Genomic DNA, 16,761 nt, shown 5'->3' with positions numbered 1-16,761 from the left:
TTCTGTTGTTAAAGTAACAACCAAATGCGCTGCAGTTTGTGATGAAAATCATATATTCATACTTGTTTTGTTCGGTTTTGTAGTTTTAATACCAAAGAGGGATTTGGCGCAGATTTTACTGTTTAGGTTTGATCTAGAGCATATTTGAGCTGAAAATAAAAATGCCTATAACTAAATTAGTTATAGGCATTAAAGACTGTTTGAACGCTAAATTTTTATAGAAAAAATACGTTTACACTTGAGGGCAAGTCGATTCGGTGACGCTATTAATGATGATTTCGGTATCGGGAACGTCATTTCCACTTGTATCAGTAATATTGATTTGATCAACTACTTCCATTCCCGCGACGACTTGACCAAATACTGCATACCCTGGTGCGCTACTGCTGCTGTAATCAAGTTGAGGATTGTCTAAAGCGTTGATGTAAAACTGTGAGGTCGCTGAATTGGCTACATTCGTTCTCGCCATCGCAATTGTGCCGCGAGCATTGGTTAATCCAGTGTTACTTTCAAGCTCAATAGGATCATTGCCTGGCTTGGCAACAAGCCCAGAGGTAAATCCACCAGCTTGGGATACAAAGTTGTATATTACGCGGTGAAAAATGGTGCCGCTGTAATATTCCTCATCAACATAACTTTTGAAGTTTTCCCCAGTAATTGGTGTATTAGTGGTATCAATCGCTAAGGTGATATCGCCTAATGTCGTTGACATTAGATAGCAAATGTCAGCTTGTAATTCAGCCTCTTCAACTGGCGGGACAGGATCTACTGGTTCTGGAGAGCTTGAATCAGAACTGCCGCCACAAGCGGATAACGTGAGTGCGAATGCTAGAGGGTATAACAACTTCATTTTTGGCCTTTGTTTGTTTTGTTTTTGTAGCGCTTATGTTGCTTAAATGGTTTATCGAAAGCAACAGAAAAAAGCCAAAGATACAAACTGTTACTTTGATATCTGATTTTTAAAGTATGAGCCCCCAACATAAACAAACCATGAAGTGTAATTCTGCGATGGCGTTATTAGCTTTATCACAATATAAAGCCTGTGAATAAATCGCCAAATTAGGCCATAGCCGTTACAATGACGCCATTATTGGTAGTGTAAATTAGAGAAAAATATGACTTTTGATTCAATTGGCTTTTCACAGCCTATTTTAGATGCAGTAAAGGCTTGTGGTTATGACAGCATGACACCTGTACAGCAAGTTGTGATGCCGTTGGCCATTGATGGAAAAGACATCTTAGCCAGTGCCCAAACAGGTACAGGTAAGACGGCAGCTTTCTCATTACCGCTCTTATCACTGTTAGAGCAACAGCTTGATGACCAAGACAATAAAACTGCTTGGCAACGTCTTAGGGTATTAATCATGACCCCAACACGCGAACTTGCGATTCAAATAGAACAGAATATTGTTAATTATGCGCAGTTCTTACCTTTTGAAAGCGTGGCTGTTTATGGCGGGGCAAGTATCAATCCTCAACGTAAAGCGTTAGCTAAAGGTGTTGATATTTTAGTGGCGACACCAGGTCGACTTTTTGACGTCATTGGTCAACATGATTTGGATTTATCGTTTGTCACACATTTAGTCATTGATGAAGCAGATCGCATGTTGGATTTGGGGTTTGTTAAAGATATCGAAAAGGTGAAGCGATTAGTGAATCGCCAGCATCAAACAATGATGTTTTCGGCTACCTATTCAGAAGCGGTGAAAAGCTTAGCTGCAAAAATGCTTAATGAACCTGAGTTTGTTCATGTATCAAATCAAACAACGGCTGAAACGGTGTCACAATCTGTATTTCAGGTGGACAAAAGACGTAAAGCTGAGTTGTTATCAGAGCTGATTGGCCGTAATAACTGGCAGCAAGTGATGGTATTTACCAGCATGAAAGAAACGGCTGAGCACTTATTAAAAGAATTAAAGTTAGATGGCATAAAAGCAGCGGTTTTTCATGGTGACAAAACTCAGGGGGCGCGTAACAGAGCACTAGAAGAGTTTAAGTCGGGCAAACTTAGGGTCATGATTGCTACCGATTTAGCAGCAAGAGGCTTGGATATCGAAGCACTGCCATTAGTGATTAATTTTGAGTTGCCACCAGAGCCAGAAGATTATGTGCATCGTATTGGTCGAACTGGCCGTGCAGGTTTAACGGGTCAAGCGATATCGTTAGTTGCGCAAAATGAAATGGATTTATTAAGTGACATTGAGTCTTTAATCAATACTCAAATTGATGTTCAGATACAGCCTGGTTATGAAGCGGGCGCGCCATTACCTGCAAGGTATCGTGAAGTGGAAGCGGAAAAACCTAAAAAGTCCTTCAAACATAAAAGAGCTAATGGCCCGCGTGGTCATGATAAATCAAAGCCAACTAGGCAAGGTAAATACGCCAAAAAAACGAAGTAACGTTTAACTCACCACAGCACCTCATTACAAGCTGACAAGGAAGAATCAGAGTGATCCTTAAACCCATTAATACTAATATTATTACCGGCTTTTTAGGCGCCGGTAAAACCAGCCTTATTTTGTCACTGCTTAAGTTGAAGCCTGAAAATGAAACTTGGGCTGTATTGGTGAATGAGTTTGGAGAAATTGGTATTGATGCAGGTTTAATTGGTGGCAAAAATGCATCAAAGCAAATTGTCATTAAAGAAGTTGCTGGTGGTTGCTTATGTTGCGCAGCGGGTATTCCGACTCAAGTTGCGATTAACCAGCTTATTCAAAAAGCTAAACCAGACCGTTTATTCATTGAGCCAACGGGGTTGGGGCATCCAGCTGAAATTTTAAAAGTGCTCACTAATGAGTTTAATCAACAAGTACTGAACGTGAACCAGACAGTATGTGTGGTTGATGCACGTAAAATACAAGATGAACGCTACAGTGAAAATGACAACTTTAACCAGCAAATCCAAATAGCTGATCTTGTGTATGCCAGTAAAGTGGATTTATATCAGCAACAAGAGCTTGTAAATCTCGAACATTTCTTATCGCAGTTCAGCCATACTAAATCAGTGATTCATTCAACGAATGACAATGCGGTTGCGCGAGTCTTTGAGTCACTTAATCAGCCTCGAGCTCTGTTACAAAAGGCGCAACAGAGTGCTAGTTTCGCTCGTTCGATAAAACCTGCTTTGACTAGCCAAACAAGTTCTATTTTTTCAACAGGCTTTGGTCTTGGTGCCAGTCAAAGCTTGAGCCAAGGCTTCGATCCAGAAACGGATAAAGAGAATGAAGCCCAGACTATTGAGTTTAATCAGCAAGGCTATTGGATGAGAGAGAATCAAGGTGAGGGTGCTTATAGTGTGGGCTGGATATTTGAGCCTAGATTGTGTTTTGATTTTGATAAATTAATTGATTGGATTAACCAACTCATTGCTGAAGATATTGTTCGACTGAAAGCCGTGATGATAACTGAAGAGGGTATTGCGGGTTTTAATATGGTTGATGGCAAACTGTCTGTGATGGAGTTGGATGAAGCTATGGATTCGCGAATAGAAATCATAGCATTGGAACCATTAGCTGGCACAAAGCTCAGTGAACCGTTGCTGGCTTGCTTATTTGATGAGTTGTTAAGTCATTAGGCTAATGCCTATGATGTTTTAGACCTTAAGCTTAAGGCTATTCACCTTAAGGTTGTTAACCATGAGATAAACCATATAGGTTAATCTCATGGCCATTATCGATACCTCACTTTCTAACAGCGACTTCTCGCTATCGATTAAAACAGTTTGCTGCCCCAGCCCAACTTTGCACGTAACACGTTAAAGTAATTATGGCCTTTCGGGTGGATCATTCTTAATCTGTCTTCACTTCGACTAATCAGTATTTCATCACCTGGCAGTACAGATAAGTGCACATGGCCGTCACAACTGACTTCTAAGTTTTCACCGTTATCAGGTGATACCACTAGCTTGATCGTACTACTCGCATCGACAACAATAGGCCTACAAGACAGTGTATGTGGAAACATTGGCACTAAAATAAGAGCTTGAAGGTTTGGCGTTAAAATAGAGCCGCCAGCTGACAATGAGTAAGCTGTCGAACCTGTAGGGGTTGAAACAATCATTCCGTCAGCACGTTGGCTATACATGAACTGGTCGTCAATATAGACCTCAAACTGGATCATGTGCGCCACTTTACCTGGATGCAATACGGCTTCATTGACAGCGGTATTGCTGGCTTTAAGCATGCCATGACGATGTACTTCAGCTTCGAGTAAAAAACGGTATTCAGTATCGTATTGACCATCTAACACTTTAGATAAGGATTCTTCAAAATTATCTGGGGGTAAATCAGTCAAAAAACCTAGATTGCCACGGTTAACTCCAATAACTGCAATATCAAATCTTGCTAGTACTCTTGCAGCACCTAACATATTACCGTCACCACCGACAACAATTGCCAAGTCGCAGCGCTCACCTAATTCAGTTAAATCAACGGATTCAATATCAACTTTGAGTTCAGAAGCGACACGTTCTTCGGCTAATATCTCGAAGCCTTGCATAGACAACCAATGATGCAAACGCTTCAAAGTGAGGTTTGTTCCTTGATGATGTGGTTTGCCGATAAGGCCAATTGTTTGAAACTTTTTGGTCATATTAGTATTTGATTTGCTCAAAGGCTTGAAACAACGAAATTGATCCCCATAATATGCCCATAGTAATCAGAAACAAAGCATTTTTAGCTGGAGTGAAAATGAGCAACGAGTCGAATAAAGTAGATCAAGAAGTAATTGATGCAGAAGCAACCACTGAAATTGAAACAGAAGTTGAAGCTGAAGCAGCACAAGAAGTTGATGAGTTAACTCAAGCTAATCTTAAAATTGAAGCATTAGAACAACAACTTGCAGAGTCACAAGCAGCTTTAGCTGAGCGTAAAGATGTTGAAATTCGCGCAGCAGCAGAGACGGCGAATATCCGTACTCGCGCAGCTAAAGACGTTGAAAAAGCACGTGCTTTCGCTTTAGAGAAGTTTGTTAACGAGCTTTTACCTGTGTTAGACAACATGGAACGCGCGTTAACGGGTGTTAATCCTGAAGATGAAGCAACGAAAGCGATTGTTGAAGGTGTTGATTTAACCATGAAAGGTTTCTTAAGTTCTGTTGAGAAATTTGGCGTGGTACAAGTTAATCCACTAGGTGATGCATTTAATCCTGAGCATCATCAGGCTATTGGTATGCAACCAAGTGCTGAATACCCGAAAGACACAGTGATGCTAGTGATGCAAAAAGGTTATACCTTGAACGCACGTTTATTGCGTCCAGCTATGGTTATGGTTTCGCAAGGCGGACCAAGCGTAGATACTCAAGCATAAGCCATTAAGACTGAGCGCTTAGATTTAGCAATTAGATTTAGTACTTAGATTTAGCACTTAGGTTTAGCACTTAGATTTAGTACTTAGATTTAGCACTTAGATTTAGCACTTAGATTTAGCGCTTAGGCTCCCAAGTTTACGCATTATCATAATGCCTAAACTTGAGGCTGAATAATTGAAGGTGGTTAATAGATATTAATCAAACCTCAAGTATAAAAAAGGACTGCAATGGCAGTCCTTTTTTTGTGTTTTGCTAATAATATTGAAGCTTAGCCAATATATTGCTTAATCTGCTCTAGCACGCCAGCGCCATCAAGCTTTAATTCTTGAATAATTTCATCAGGGGCACCATGTTTGATGAACTCATCTGGCAGGCCGATTTGCAGCACAGGCTTAATGATTTTCATTTTCTGTAATGCTTCAATCACACCACTACCTGCACCGCCCATAATGGCGTTTTCTTCAAGCGTGACGATAATATCATGACTATTGGCAAGTTCAGCCAGTAGTGCTTCATCTAGAGGCTTAACAAAGCGCATATCTGCAACGGTAGCATCTAAGGCTTCTGCAGCTTCAAGACCAGCAGCTAAAGTGGTTCCGAAGTTCACAATGGCAATACTGCTTTTCTTGCTTGTGCTTTGAATATCAGCGCCTTGTCGTTTAATGACACCTTTACCGATGGGTATTTCAGTCATCACTTCAGTTTGCTCGATACCTGTGGCACTACCGCGAGGATAACGAACAGCTGTAGGACCTGCTTTATAACGATAACCTGTATATAGCATCTGACGACATTCATCTTCATCAGACGGTGCCATTATCACCATGTTAGGTACGCAGCGTAAGAAACTTAAATCAAATGCGCCTTGGTGGGTTGGGCCATCAGCGCCAACGATACCGCCACGGTCAATGGCGAATAATACCGGTAAACGTTGTAAGGCCACATCATGAATGATTTGGTCATAACCACGTTGCAAGAAGGTAGAATAAATGGCCACCACAGCATTAAAGCCTTCACAAGCAAAACCCGCACCTAAGGTAACAGCATGTTGCTCAGCAATCGCGGCATCAAAGTATTGTTTAGGGAATTTTTGAGAAAACTCAACCATTCCTGAACCTTCACGCATGGCAGGTGTAATGGCTAACAGCTTTTCATCTTCCTTAGCTACGTCACAAAGCCACTTACCAAACACTTGTGAGAAGGTCGGTGAGCTAGGTTTCGCTTTAGGTTTTCTAAACTGAGTGTGGTCAAATTTGGGTACTGCGTGCCAGCCAATAGGATCTTTCTCTGCTGGCTCATAACCACGACCTTTCTTGGTCATGATATGTAATATTTGTGGTCCTTTAAGATCACGCATATTGCGTAAGGTTTCAACTAAAGAATCAACATCGTGACCGTCAATTGGGCCAATATAGTTGAAGCCAAGCTCTTCAAATAAAGTCCCTGGTACAACCATGCCTTTTAGGTGTTCTTCAGTGCGCTTTGCCATTTCTTTGATGACAGGCATGCCCTTAAGCACTTTTTTACTACCTTCACGAATGGTGGTGTAAAAACGGCCTGACATCAATTGGGCTAAATGGTTGTTTAAGGCACCGACGTTTTCAGAGATTGACATCTCGTTGTCATTTAACACAACTAACATGTCATTGTGTAAGTCACCTGCGTGGTTCATGGCTTCAAATACCATGCCGCCAGTCATTGCACCGTCACCGATAACAGCAACGACTTTACGATCTTTCTGCTCTTTTTCAGCAGCAACAGCCATGGCTAATGCCGCACTGACAGAAGTGCCAGAGTGACCAACACTGAATGTGTCATATTCACTTTCTTCGCGCCAAGGGAAAGGATGCAATCCATTTTTTTGACGAATAGTGTGCATCTGGTCTCGACGACCCGTTAAGATTTTATGTGGGTAAGCTTGATGTCCTACATCCCAAACCACGCGATCAAATGGCGTGTTGTAGACATAGTGAAGCGCTACTGTTAATTCAACAGTACCCAAGCCTGAAGCAAAATGGCCACTCGAGTTGCTGACTGATTTTAGCAAGAATTGTCTTAGCTCATCAGACAGTTGTGGCAGCATGCCTTGAGGCAGCTTTTTTAAATCTTCAGGCGTATTAGCTTGTGCCAATACCGGAAATTGAGAATTATCGAAACTCATAAGGAGATAAACTGTCTCTTTTATAATCTTCGCGCAATGATATAGCGGGCGAAGTCTGCAATTAACTGGCTATTGTAGGTTAAATTTGCCAGCGCTGATAGTGCATCGTTAATTAGTTGCTCGGCACATTCATTTGCACCTTGCAGTCCAAGCAAGCGAGGAAAAGTACTCTTGTTCGCTTCTTCATCACTGCCTTGGGGCTTACCTAACTCTTCTGTGCTAGATGTGATGTCTAAAATGTCATCTTGTACTTGAAAAGCTAAGCCGATATTAGCGGCGAACTCTCTAATAATCTGTTGTTCTTTTTGACTTGCATTAGCAGCAATTAAAGCCAACTCTGCAGCACAACTGATCAGCGCACCGGTTTTTTTATTATGTAATTGGGTTAACTGTTCAAGGTTGATACGTTTGTCTGTTGAGCTGAGATCAATTGCTTGACCGCCACACATACCACTATAACCTGATGCTTTTGCTAACGCGGTGACCATTGCTAATTGTTGCTGCGCCGATATGTTGTCATTTGGCTGGCATATCAGCTCAAAAGCCAATGTTTGTAATGCATCACCAGCAAGAATAGCTGTGGCTTCATCAAAAGCGATATGAACAGTGGGTTTGCCTCGGCGAAGGGCATCATCATCCATCGCTGGTAAGTCATCATGAATTAATGAGTAAGCATGGATACATTCGATGGCTGCAGCTGCATTATCTAGTAAAGCTAAATCTGCGCCTAACATTTCGCCAATGCTGTAAACCATAAAAGGGCGAATTCGCTTGCCGCCTAATAAAGCCCCATGGCTCATCGCTGCTTTTAATTCAGGGGCACTATCGTCGAGTTCTGCAAGTTTATTTCTCAGAACGTTATCGACGCGTTGTTGATACTTTTCAATTGCTTGGGCTAACACTTATTCGCCTTCAACGGTAAATGGGCTCAGGTTAGTATCATCTTCATTTAATAAGATGGATACTTTCTGTTGTGCTTGTTCAAGCTTGGATTGGCTTTGGCGAACCAACTTTATTCCACGCTCAAATTGTTTGAGGGCACTGTCTAATGTGACTTCACCTTGCTCAAGATCTGCAACAATGTTTTCAAGCTCCGATAAGGACTCTTCAAAACTAAGATTCTCAGGTTTTTTTGCCACAATAATGTTTCCTTATGTTGTGCGCAGAACAAAGTATATCAGGGCGAGCTAAGGGTCAAATTGAGTCGTAGTTTATTTGCTCAATAGCACGCTTTGTGACTGAAAAATTATACAATGAGTAAAATAACTCTAAACTTGGGCTAAGTTTGACCGATAACTATAACGAATGCCAGTTTCCTTCATCGACAAGTATTATTCATAAGTTATATTGAAAATGCTTTTTATACCGTGGAATTGATTGATTTTTTTACACCACTGGCTATTTTTTTAAAGAATGCTGGCTATCGAGTGTTTTTTTAGTAATTGAACTATTATCACTGACACTCAGGGTGTTACATTAATATCGATAAGACGGTTAACCATTTTACGGTTTTAATCAGTAGGCAGCATTATAAGACTGCAATCAAGGAGACATTGTGGATTTAGCAACCCTAATAGGTTTAATCGGAGCCTTTGCTTTTATTATTGGGTTTATGGTCAGCAGTGGCGGTATTTCAATATTTGTTGATGTGCCATCAGTGATGATTGTGTTTATTGGTTCATTGTTCGTTGTAATGATGAAGTACAATTTAAAGCAATTTCTGGGTGCTGTTAAAATTGGCGCTAAAGCTTTTATGTTTAAAATTGATAAGCCAGAAGATTTAATCGAACAATCGGTTAATATGGCTGATGCTGCCCGTAAAGGTGGATTTTTGGCATTAGAAGAGGCTCAAATCACTAATAGCTTTATGCAGAAAGCCGTTGATATGTTGGTCGATGGCCATGATGGCGATGTGGTTCGTGAAGCCTTAGAAAAAGATATTGCACTTACTGAAGAACGTCATAAAACCGGTGTTGGTATATTTAAGTCTCTAGGTGATGTAGCGCCAGCAATGGGGATGATCGGTACCTTGATTGGCCTGGTTGCCATGTTATCTAATATGGATGATCCTAAATCGATTGGTCCATCAATGGCCGTTGCTTTGTTAACAACGCTTTATGGCGCGATAATTGCGAACATGATTGCGATCCCGATTGCCGACAAACTTCAATTAAGAATGAGTGAAGAATTGCTCAACCGTAATTTGATTATGGATGCCGTATTAGCGATTCAAGATGGCCAAAACCCGCGTGTAATCGAAGGTTTTCTTAAAAACTACTTATCTGAAAAATCACGTCAAATTGATACAACGGACGGAGAATAACTCATGGCTAAGAAGGCCAAGTGTGATTGTCCACCGCCTGGAGCGCCATTGTGGTTAGCGACATTTGCTGACCTGATGTCGTTGTTGATGTGTTTCTTCGTTCTACTGCTAGCATTCTCTGAAATGGATGTGATGAAGTTCAAACAAATCGCTGGCTCGATGAAGTACGCATTTGGCGTACAAAATAAAGTGGAAGTAAAAGATATTCCTAAAGGAACGTCAGTCATCGCATTGGAGTTTCGACCTGGTAAACCTGATCCGACACCGATTGAAATTATTAATCAGCAAACCAATGAAATGACCCAACAAACCATTGAGTATCAAGCGGGTGATGATGCCAGTGCGGGCGGTGTGCAAAAACAACAAGGTGAAAACAGAGGCGGTAATGCAGCTGCTACAGCACAACAGCAAGCTCAAGCACAAGAATCTCAGTCATCATCAGAGCAAGAAAACATTAACGATCAAGTTAAAAAGATGGCCGAGAAACTCAACGAAGAGATTGTTGATGGTGCAATTGAAATCGAATCATTAGGTCAACAAATCATAATTCGAATTCGAGAGAAAGGTTCATTTGCCTCAGGCTCTGGTTTCTTACAGCCGCGATTTAAACCTGTTGTCCGCTCTATTGGTGACTTGCTCAAAGATGTTCCGGGGATCATTACTGTCTCAGGACATACCGATGGCATGCATATCAGTAATGAGCTTTATAGTTCTAACTGGGATTTATCGAGTAAGCGTGCAGTTGCAGTGGCTCACGAACTTGCTAAAGTGAATGGTTTTGATGAGGCGAGAATGAGAGTGGTTGGCATGGCATCAAACTCGCCACTAGTCCCCAATGACTCTAATCAAAATCGCAGTAGAAATCGCCGAGTTGAAATTTCTATTGAGCAAGGTAAAGCAAAAGAGTCGAGAGAAATTGAAGCTATCCCGCAGCAATAAAGGGCGCGGATTAATCAATTTTATCAGTTTACAATCGGATGTTTTTCGAGTTCGTTTTTGTTGATTTAAATGATTTTAAACGAGTTTTACGCAGACTATAAAAGGCCGTTTTAATAATTGTGATTCACTTTTATTAACGCGGCTTTTTTGATGTTTTCTAGTTTATAAACCCAAATGCGCTCTCGTCTAGGTATTGCTATTTAATGTGTTTGGTTAATAGTCAATTTTTGCTATAATCCCGCCCTTAAATGGCTGGTCACTGTCCAGTCATCGTTTTTTATGCCTTTTTAGTCACTAATATGAATGCCATAAGCGTCTTTTTGGCGAGATAATATTACTGCTTAATAAGGCTTATACCGAATCAGATGCCCGCGGAAATCCAATGAAGTTTATCGTAAAGCTATACCCAGAAATCATGATGAAAAGTAAAACCGTTAGAATGCGTTTTACTAAAATCCTTGAAACTAACATTCGCAATGTACTTAAAAAAGTTGATGAAGACGTAAGAGTACAGCGCCAATGGGATCGCATTATGATCCACGTAGCTAGCGATGAACAAGCCAGAGTTGATGCAATTTCTGCACGTCTAGAGTGTATTCCTGGTATTGCCCATGTTATTCAAGTAGATGAATACAGCTTCGATTCTATTGATGATATTTATCAGCAAGTGCTACCTGTTTATAAAGACGAGTTGGCAGGTAAAACGTTCTGTGTTCGTGTTAAACGTACTGGTAAGCATGACTTTAATTCGATTGAGGTTGAGCGTTATGTGGGTGGTGGATTAAATCAGCACACCGAAGCCGCAGGCGTTAAGCTTAAAAATCCTGATATGACAGTCAATTTAGAAATTGATCACGAGAAACTGTATATGGTTGTTCGTCGTATTGAAGGTTTGGGTGGATTCCCAATGGCCACTCAAGAAGACGTGTTATCACTTATCTCTGGTGGTTTTGATTCAGGTGTTTCTAGCTACCAATTTATTAAGAAAGGTGCACGTACCCATTACTGCTTCTTTAACTTGGGCGGCGCTCAACACGAAATCGGTGTGAAGCAGGTTGCTTATCATCTATGGCAGAAATACGGTGAGTCTCACAAAGTCCGTTTTATCACTGTGCCTTTTGAACCTGTTGTTGAAGAAATTTTAGAAAGAATCGATAACGGTCAAATGGGGGTTATCTTAAAGCGTGTCATGATGCGCGCCGCAACTAAAATTGCTGACAAGTATGGTATCCAAGCATTAGTGACTGGCGAAAGTTTAGGTCAAGTATCTAGCCAAACTCTCACTAATCTTAACGTAATTGACCGTTGTACTGATCTGTTAATCTTGCGCCCGCTTATTACAATGGATAAGCAAGACATTATTAACGAAAGCCGCAAAATTGGTACCGAAGATTTTGCTAAGGCAATACCTGAATATTGTGGCGTTATTTCGCAAAAGCCAACAGTTAAAGCAGTGCTAGCTAAGATTGAAGCGGAAGAGCTTAAATTTACTGAAGACTTAATTGATCGCGTCGTAAATGATGCCGTGGTTATCGATATTAAGCAAATCGCTGAAAAAGTAGAGACTACGGTCAGTGAAACAGAAACCGTTGAAGCAATTTATAATGGTGATATTGTTATTGATATCCGTGCTCAAGACGAAGAAGAGCAAAACCCGCTGAGTATCGAAGGTACTGAAATTTTAAAAATTCCTTTCTTTAAGTTAGCGACTCAGTTTGCTGATTTAGATAAAGAGAAAACTTACCTTTTATATTGTGACCGCGGTGTAATGAGTAAACTGCAAGCGCTTTACTTAACAGAGCAAGGTTATAGCAACGTGAAAGTGTACCGCCCATAAGCAGTACGCATCTTGGTAAGCGATACAGATATTGTGGCGCGTTGATATTACTGAGGTTTGATATTGTTGAGGCTTGAAATTGCAGTAATAACGGTTTAAAACTTATTAAATAATAGCTAGTGGTGTATTCCGCTAGCTATTTTTTTATCTTCTATTCTCAAGGTTTGCCGTTAGCTACTTTAAGTTGAACCCATATTGTGGTTTTCTATAAAAAATGGCCATAAAAAAACCGCATCACCATTAATTTGGCTAATGCGGTTTTTTTGAATCTGTTTTTACAGTAGATTATTCAGCAATGCGAACTTCTGCTGTGGTCACTGTTGTTTGATCTTCTTTCTCAGCAACTAATGAGCTTTTAACATCGACATCAACGTTGTTCTGCATTTCTGTCATACTTTGCTCAAATTCAGCGTTCATTGACGCTTGCAGGTCGCTGATATCAATTGTTGAATCTGTAGCGTTAGCTGCAAAAGCGAAAGTAGAAAGTAAAGTTACAGTTGCTAGGTTTTTTAAGTTAAACATAAAGGGTCGCCTCCGGGCTGACAAATCATACTGTCGGACACTCCCTCTTTTCCATATTGAGATTGTCCAACTCACTAAATTTCAATGGTTATAATTTAAACGAATACAGTGTTCTTTACAAACGACAAAAAATAACGATAATCATTAGAAAAACTAATTAAAAAACGAGAGATTGATCACTATGTCGAGAAGATTGCCACCTTTGAACGCGGTCAAAGCTTTCGAAGCAGCTGCCAGACACTTGAGTTTTACTCGTGCGGCAGAAGAACTTTTTGTGACTCAAGCGGCGGTGAGTCATCAAATTAAAGCATTAGAAGATTTTTTAGGTTTAAAACTATTTCGCCGTAAAAACCGCTCGTTATTATTAACGGAAGAAGGCCAGAGTTATTTTCTCGATATCAAAGATATCTTTATCCAACTTGGGGAATCTACGGACCGCCTTTTAGCAAGAAGTGCGATAGGTTCATTAACGGTTAGTATGTCTCCAAGCTTTGCAATTCAATGGCTTGTGCCTCGATTAGCAAAGTTCAGTGAAAAAAATCCAGACATTGATGTACGGATTAAAGCCGTAGACAGTGAAGCTGATTCATTAACTGATGACGTCGATGTTGCTATCTATTATGGTCAAGGCAATTGGCCAGGACTTCGCGCTGATAAGTTACGCAATGAAGTGCTTATTCCAGTTTGTTCACCCTTGTTACTCAATGGCCCTAAACCATTAGAGAAACCCAGTGATTTAAAAAATCACACCTTATTGCATGACTCAAGTCGCCATGATTGGCAAGCTTGGTTTAGACAATGCGGGATTAGTGAAATTAATGTTAACTCGGGGCCGATATTCAGTCATTCGTCATTGGTTTTACAAGCAGCAGCTCATGGACAAGGTGTGGCATTAGGTTATAGCGTGCTTGCTCGACCTGATATTAAGGCGGGGCGATTAGTGTGTCCTTTCTCAGAAGTATTAGTGAGCAAAGATGCTTACTACTTGGTTTGTCAGCAAAATCATTCCGAACTTGGTAAAGTTGCCGCGTTTAGAGAGTGGATGGTTGACATGTTTGCCGAAGAATCACGTAGTGAGTTACTTGCTGGTTAAGCTCGGTGAGGTGCAATTTGCTTCGCCTAATATTATGTCTACATGATTACTGATAAGCCCGAATAATGACAAAACTTGAAAATAGACTAACACCAGTGCCTGAAATAGACATTGAAACGATTTTATTGGGCAAGCCCAGTAAAACTTTGGTGGTTTTTGCCCACGGCGCCGGCGCTAATATGCATTCCGATTTTATGGAGCAAGTGGCAAACGATCTTGCACAAACTGGCGTGCAAGTTTTACGGTTTAACTTCTTATATATGCAAGCCAACATGCAAGACGGTAAGCGTAGACCACCCGATAGAGCGCCTAAGTTACTTAATTACTATCAACAAGTGCTTGTTGATATTGAACATCAAATCAAACAGGGCAACTTAATTACGGAAAATATTATCCTCATGGGGAAATCCATGGGGGGAAGAATGTCAGCGATTATTACAACGCCTGAATTAAGTGATATCGCCAAAGTTGAAATACACCCTGAGTTTGAGCAAGTAAAAAAGCGAATCAAGGCAGTAATGTGTTTAGGTTATCCATTTGTGCCGCTAAAAGGGGGAGAGCCCCGTTTATCACCGATAAATGATGCCTCAGTGCCTGTGATGGTGTTACAGGGAGAGCGTGATAAGTTTGGTGGCAAAACAGAAATTCCACTTTGGCCGCTAAGCGATGCCATTAAGTTAGGCTGGATTACTGATGGCGATCATAGTTTTATGCCAAGAAAGTCGTCAGGTGCCACTTTAGAGGCTAATCTGCAAGATTGTATTGAGCAATGTAAGCAGTTTATCGATTTACACGTTTAATAATTTTTGATGATAGTTGAATTTTTAAAGGCAATGAAATGAAAAAAGGCTTGTTACTATTAGCTGCATTGAGTGGTTTTCTTGCGGTTGGTTTAGGCGCATTTGGCGCTCATGGACTTAAAAATATTGCTCCTCCTGAACTTGTGGCTATTTTTAAGCTGGGAGTGGATTATCATTTCTACCATACCTTTGCGATTATTGCGGTCGCTTTTGCTGGGCATTGGATATCTTCAAAATTACTTAATTGGGCAGCAGGCCTATTCTTTGTTGGGATATTACTGTTCTCTGGCTCGCTATATGTTTATGCATTCACAGGGGCTAAATGGATTGGCCCGATAACGCCAATGGGCGGCCTTTGTATGTTATTAGGTTGGTTACTGTTTGCGCTTGCTATCTTTAAGCATGAAGATAAAGTTTAGAATCACTTTGGATTAATAGCGTCAGCTTAATATCGTTTGATGTTTGATGATTAATATTGCTACAGAGCCGCACAAAGGCAACTTTTTGCGGCTTTGTTGTTTTCGCTTTTTATATCTTCAATTCACACAGTGTCTGTAAAGTTGCGTATAATGCAGCTCAATATTGTATTTTTAATTGTACTGACTAACGACACTCAATCTTGAGTCTCGTTTTGAAGCTTAAGGTTCACCATGAAAAACCTATTTTTGTTCTGCCGTGCAGGTTATGAAAAAGATTGTGCTGCAGAAATTCAACAGCGAGCAGCTGACTTGAATATTGGTGGTTTTGTTAAAACCAATACCAACGATGCCTATGTTATTTACCAATGCTTTGAAGAAGATGGTGGTGAACAGCTAGCCAAGAAAATCGAACTGAATTCGTTAGTCTTTGCCAGACAAATGTTTGCAGCTAATGACTTATTAAAGGGCTTGCCTGAAACTGACCGTGTTTCACCCGTTGTGGCGGCATTGTCAGGTGTCACTAAAGCAGGTGAATTAAGAGTCGAAACGCCTGATACCAATGAAGCTAAAGAATTATCTGGATTCTGTCGTAAGTTCACAGTGCCATTGCGCCAGGGGCTAAAAAAGTCAGGTTCATTACTTGCTCAAGAAAATGACAGAAGACCGATTATTCATGTTTGCTTTGTGGCGCCAGGTCAGGCTTATGTGGGTTACTCATTAACGAACAACAGCTCGCCTCATTTTATGGGGATTCCACGCCTCAAAATGGCTGCAGATGCGCCAAGTCGTTCAAGCTTAAAGTTGGATGAAGCTTTTGGGCATTTCTTAACAAAGGAAGAGCAAGAGCAACGTTGTCGTTCAGGCCTGCATTCTGTTGATTTAGGCGCTTGTCCAGGAGGCTGGACTTATCAGCTAGTTCGCCGTGGTATGTTTGTGGCAGCTGTTGATAATGGACCTATGGATCAAAAGCTAATGGATACAGGACAAGTACGTCATTATCGTGCTGACGGTTTTCGTTTTGAGCCACCAAGAAAGAACATTTATTGGCTAGTGTGTGACATGGTAGAAAAGCCATCACGTGTTGCTGAGTTAATGGAAGCTTGGGCCATTAATGGTTGGTTTAAAGAAGCTATCTTTAATCTTAAACTCCCAATGAAGAGTCGCTATAAAGAAGTTAAACAAATTCTTGATACCATGGCTGTGATTTTAAAAGAAAATGAAATTGATGACTTTAAAATCCAATGTAAACATCTTTATCATGACCGTGATGAAGTGACGGTACATTTATGGGTTAAGCCTAATACAGCCTGGAACTTTCACGATTAAGTAGTAAACAGGCATAGCGAGTAAAAACAGATAT

The 16,761-nt window shown here is 40.7% G+C and carries 16 protein-coding genes; 10 read left to right on the top strand and 6 right to left on the bottom strand.

Translation table 11 applies throughout. The features are described 5' to 3' along the window. Positions 1-232: 232 nt before the first annotated feature. Positions 233-850: a peptidylprolyl isomerase gene (locus Q4600_RS14460; protein ID WP_102529046.1), complete on the bottom strand. Its 618-nt coding sequence runs from the start codon at positions 848-850 to the stop codon at positions 233-235. A gap of 265 nt (positions 851-1,115) precedes the next feature. On the opposite strand from Q4600_RS14460, the gene Q4600_RS14455 reads away from it, so the two are divergent. Next, positions 1,116-2,399 carry a DEAD/DEAH box helicase gene (locus tag Q4600_RS14455; protein ID WP_303516979.1) on the top strand — a complete coding sequence of 428 codons (1,284 nt, stop codon included), beginning with the start codon at positions 1,116-1,118 and terminating at the stop codon, positions 2,397-2,399. Positions 2,400-2,449: 50 nt separating this feature from the next. Then, on the top strand, positions 2,450-3,574 hold the full coding sequence (locus Q4600_RS14450) for a GTP-binding protein (RefSeq protein WP_303516980.1): 1,125 nt from the start codon (positions 2,450-2,452) through the stop codon (positions 3,572-3,574). Between the two features lie 137 nt (positions 3,575-3,711). On the opposite strand, the gene nadK is transcribed toward Q4600_RS14450, so the two are convergent. Next, positions 3,712-4,590 carry an NAD(+) kinase gene (nadK, locus tag Q4600_RS14445; RefSeq protein WP_102529049.1) on the bottom strand — a complete coding sequence of 293 codons (879 nt, stop codon included), beginning with the start codon at positions 4,588-4,590 and terminating at the stop codon, positions 3,712-3,714. Positions 4,591-4,688: 98 nt separating this feature from the next. Between nadK and grpE the strand changes: the two genes are divergently transcribed. Further along, positions 4,689-5,306 carry a nucleotide exchange factor GrpE gene (gene grpE / locus Q4600_RS14440; protein WP_303516981.1) on the top strand — a complete coding sequence of 206 codons (618 nt, stop codon included), beginning with the start codon at positions 4,689-4,691 and terminating at the stop codon, positions 5,304-5,306. A gap of 269 nt (positions 5,307-5,575) precedes the next feature. On the opposite strand, the gene dxs is transcribed toward grpE, so the two are convergent. The 3 genes from dxs to xseB are packed head-to-tail and all read right to left on the bottom strand — an operon-like array spanning position 5,576 to position 8,607. Next, complete coding sequence (gene dxs / locus Q4600_RS14435) at positions 5,576-7,468, bottom strand: 1-deoxy-D-xylulose-5-phosphate synthase (RefSeq protein WP_303516982.1); 1,893 nt, start codon at positions 7,466-7,468, stop codon at positions 5,576-5,578. Positions 7,469-7,488: 20 nt separating this feature from the next. Continuing rightward, the gene (gene ispA / locus Q4600_RS14430) at positions 7,489-8,370 is read right to left on the bottom strand and encodes a (2E,6E)-farnesyl diphosphate synthase (protein ID WP_303516983.1); all 882 of its coding nucleotides are present in this window, start codon (positions 8,368-8,370) and stop codon (positions 7,489-7,491) included. After that, positions 8,371-8,607 carry an exodeoxyribonuclease VII small subunit gene (xseB, locus tag Q4600_RS14425; RefSeq protein ID WP_303516984.1) on the bottom strand — a complete coding sequence of 79 codons (237 nt, stop codon included), beginning with the start codon at positions 8,605-8,607 and terminating at the stop codon, positions 8,371-8,373. A 416-nt stretch (positions 8,608-9,023) separates the two neighbouring features. Here xseB and pomA point away from each other — a divergent pair, with 416 nt between their 5' ends. From pomA to thiI, 3 genes are all read left to right on the top strand, one after another. Continuing rightward, positions 9,024-9,791 carry a flagellar motor protein PomA gene (gene pomA / locus Q4600_RS14420; RefSeq protein WP_303524412.1) on the top strand — a complete coding sequence of 256 codons (768 nt, stop codon included), beginning with the start codon at positions 9,024-9,026 and terminating at the stop codon, positions 9,789-9,791. A gap of 3 nt (positions 9,792-9,794) precedes the next feature. Further along, positions 9,795-10,730 (top strand): flagellar motor protein MotB, encoded by a 936-nt coding sequence (locus Q4600_RS14415; RefSeq protein ID WP_303516985.1) that lies wholly within the window; start codon positions 9,795-9,797, stop codon positions 10,728-10,730. Between the two features lie 382 nt (positions 10,731-11,112). Continuing rightward, positions 11,113-12,567 carry a tRNA uracil 4-sulfurtransferase ThiI gene (gene thiI, locus Q4600_RS14410; RefSeq protein ID WP_303516986.1) on the top strand — a complete coding sequence of 485 codons (1,455 nt, stop codon included), beginning with the start codon at positions 11,113-11,115 and terminating at the stop codon, positions 12,565-12,567. A 285-nt stretch (positions 12,568-12,852) separates the two neighbouring features. Here the strand turns inward: thiI and Q4600_RS14405 are convergent, their stop codons facing one another. After that, complete coding sequence (locus tag Q4600_RS14405) at positions 12,853-13,089, bottom strand: hypothetical protein (RefSeq protein WP_102529057.1); 237 nt, start codon at positions 13,087-13,089, stop codon at positions 12,853-12,855. A 181-nt stretch (positions 13,090-13,270) separates the two neighbouring features. Between Q4600_RS14405 and Q4600_RS14400 the strand changes: the two genes are divergently transcribed. From Q4600_RS14400 to rlmM, 4 genes are all read left to right on the top strand, one after another. Then, complete coding sequence (locus Q4600_RS14400; protein ID WP_102529058.1) at positions 13,271-14,182, top strand: transcriptional regulator GcvA; 912 nt, start codon at positions 13,271-13,273, stop codon at positions 14,180-14,182. A 65-nt stretch (positions 14,183-14,247) separates the two neighbouring features. Further along, a complete protein-coding gene (locus tag Q4600_RS14395) occupies positions 14,248-14,982 on the top strand; it encodes an alpha/beta family hydrolase (protein WP_303516987.1) in 735 nt (244 codons plus the stop codon). A gap of 38 nt (positions 14,983-15,020) precedes the next feature. Further along, positions 15,021-15,401, top strand: coding sequence for a DUF423 domain-containing protein (locus tag Q4600_RS14390; RefSeq protein WP_102529060.1), 381 nt, complete (start codon positions 15,021-15,023; stop codon positions 15,399-15,401). A gap of 231 nt (positions 15,402-15,632) precedes the next feature. After that, a complete protein-coding gene (rlmM, locus tag Q4600_RS14385; protein WP_102529061.1) occupies positions 15,633-16,727 on the top strand; it encodes a 23S rRNA (cytidine(2498)-2'-O)-methyltransferase RlmM in 1,095 nt (364 codons plus the stop codon). Positions 16,728-16,761: the final 34 nt, after the last annotated feature.

The sequence above is a fragment of the Shewanella sp. 2_MG-2023 genome (assembly GCF_030548905.1).
Taxonomy (GTDB): domain Bacteria; phylum Pseudomonadota; class Gammaproteobacteria; order Enterobacterales; family Shewanellaceae; genus Shewanella; species Shewanella electrodiphila.
The sequence above is the reverse complement of the archived record's forward strand: the minus strand, read 5'-3'. Positions and strand labels throughout refer to the sequence as shown.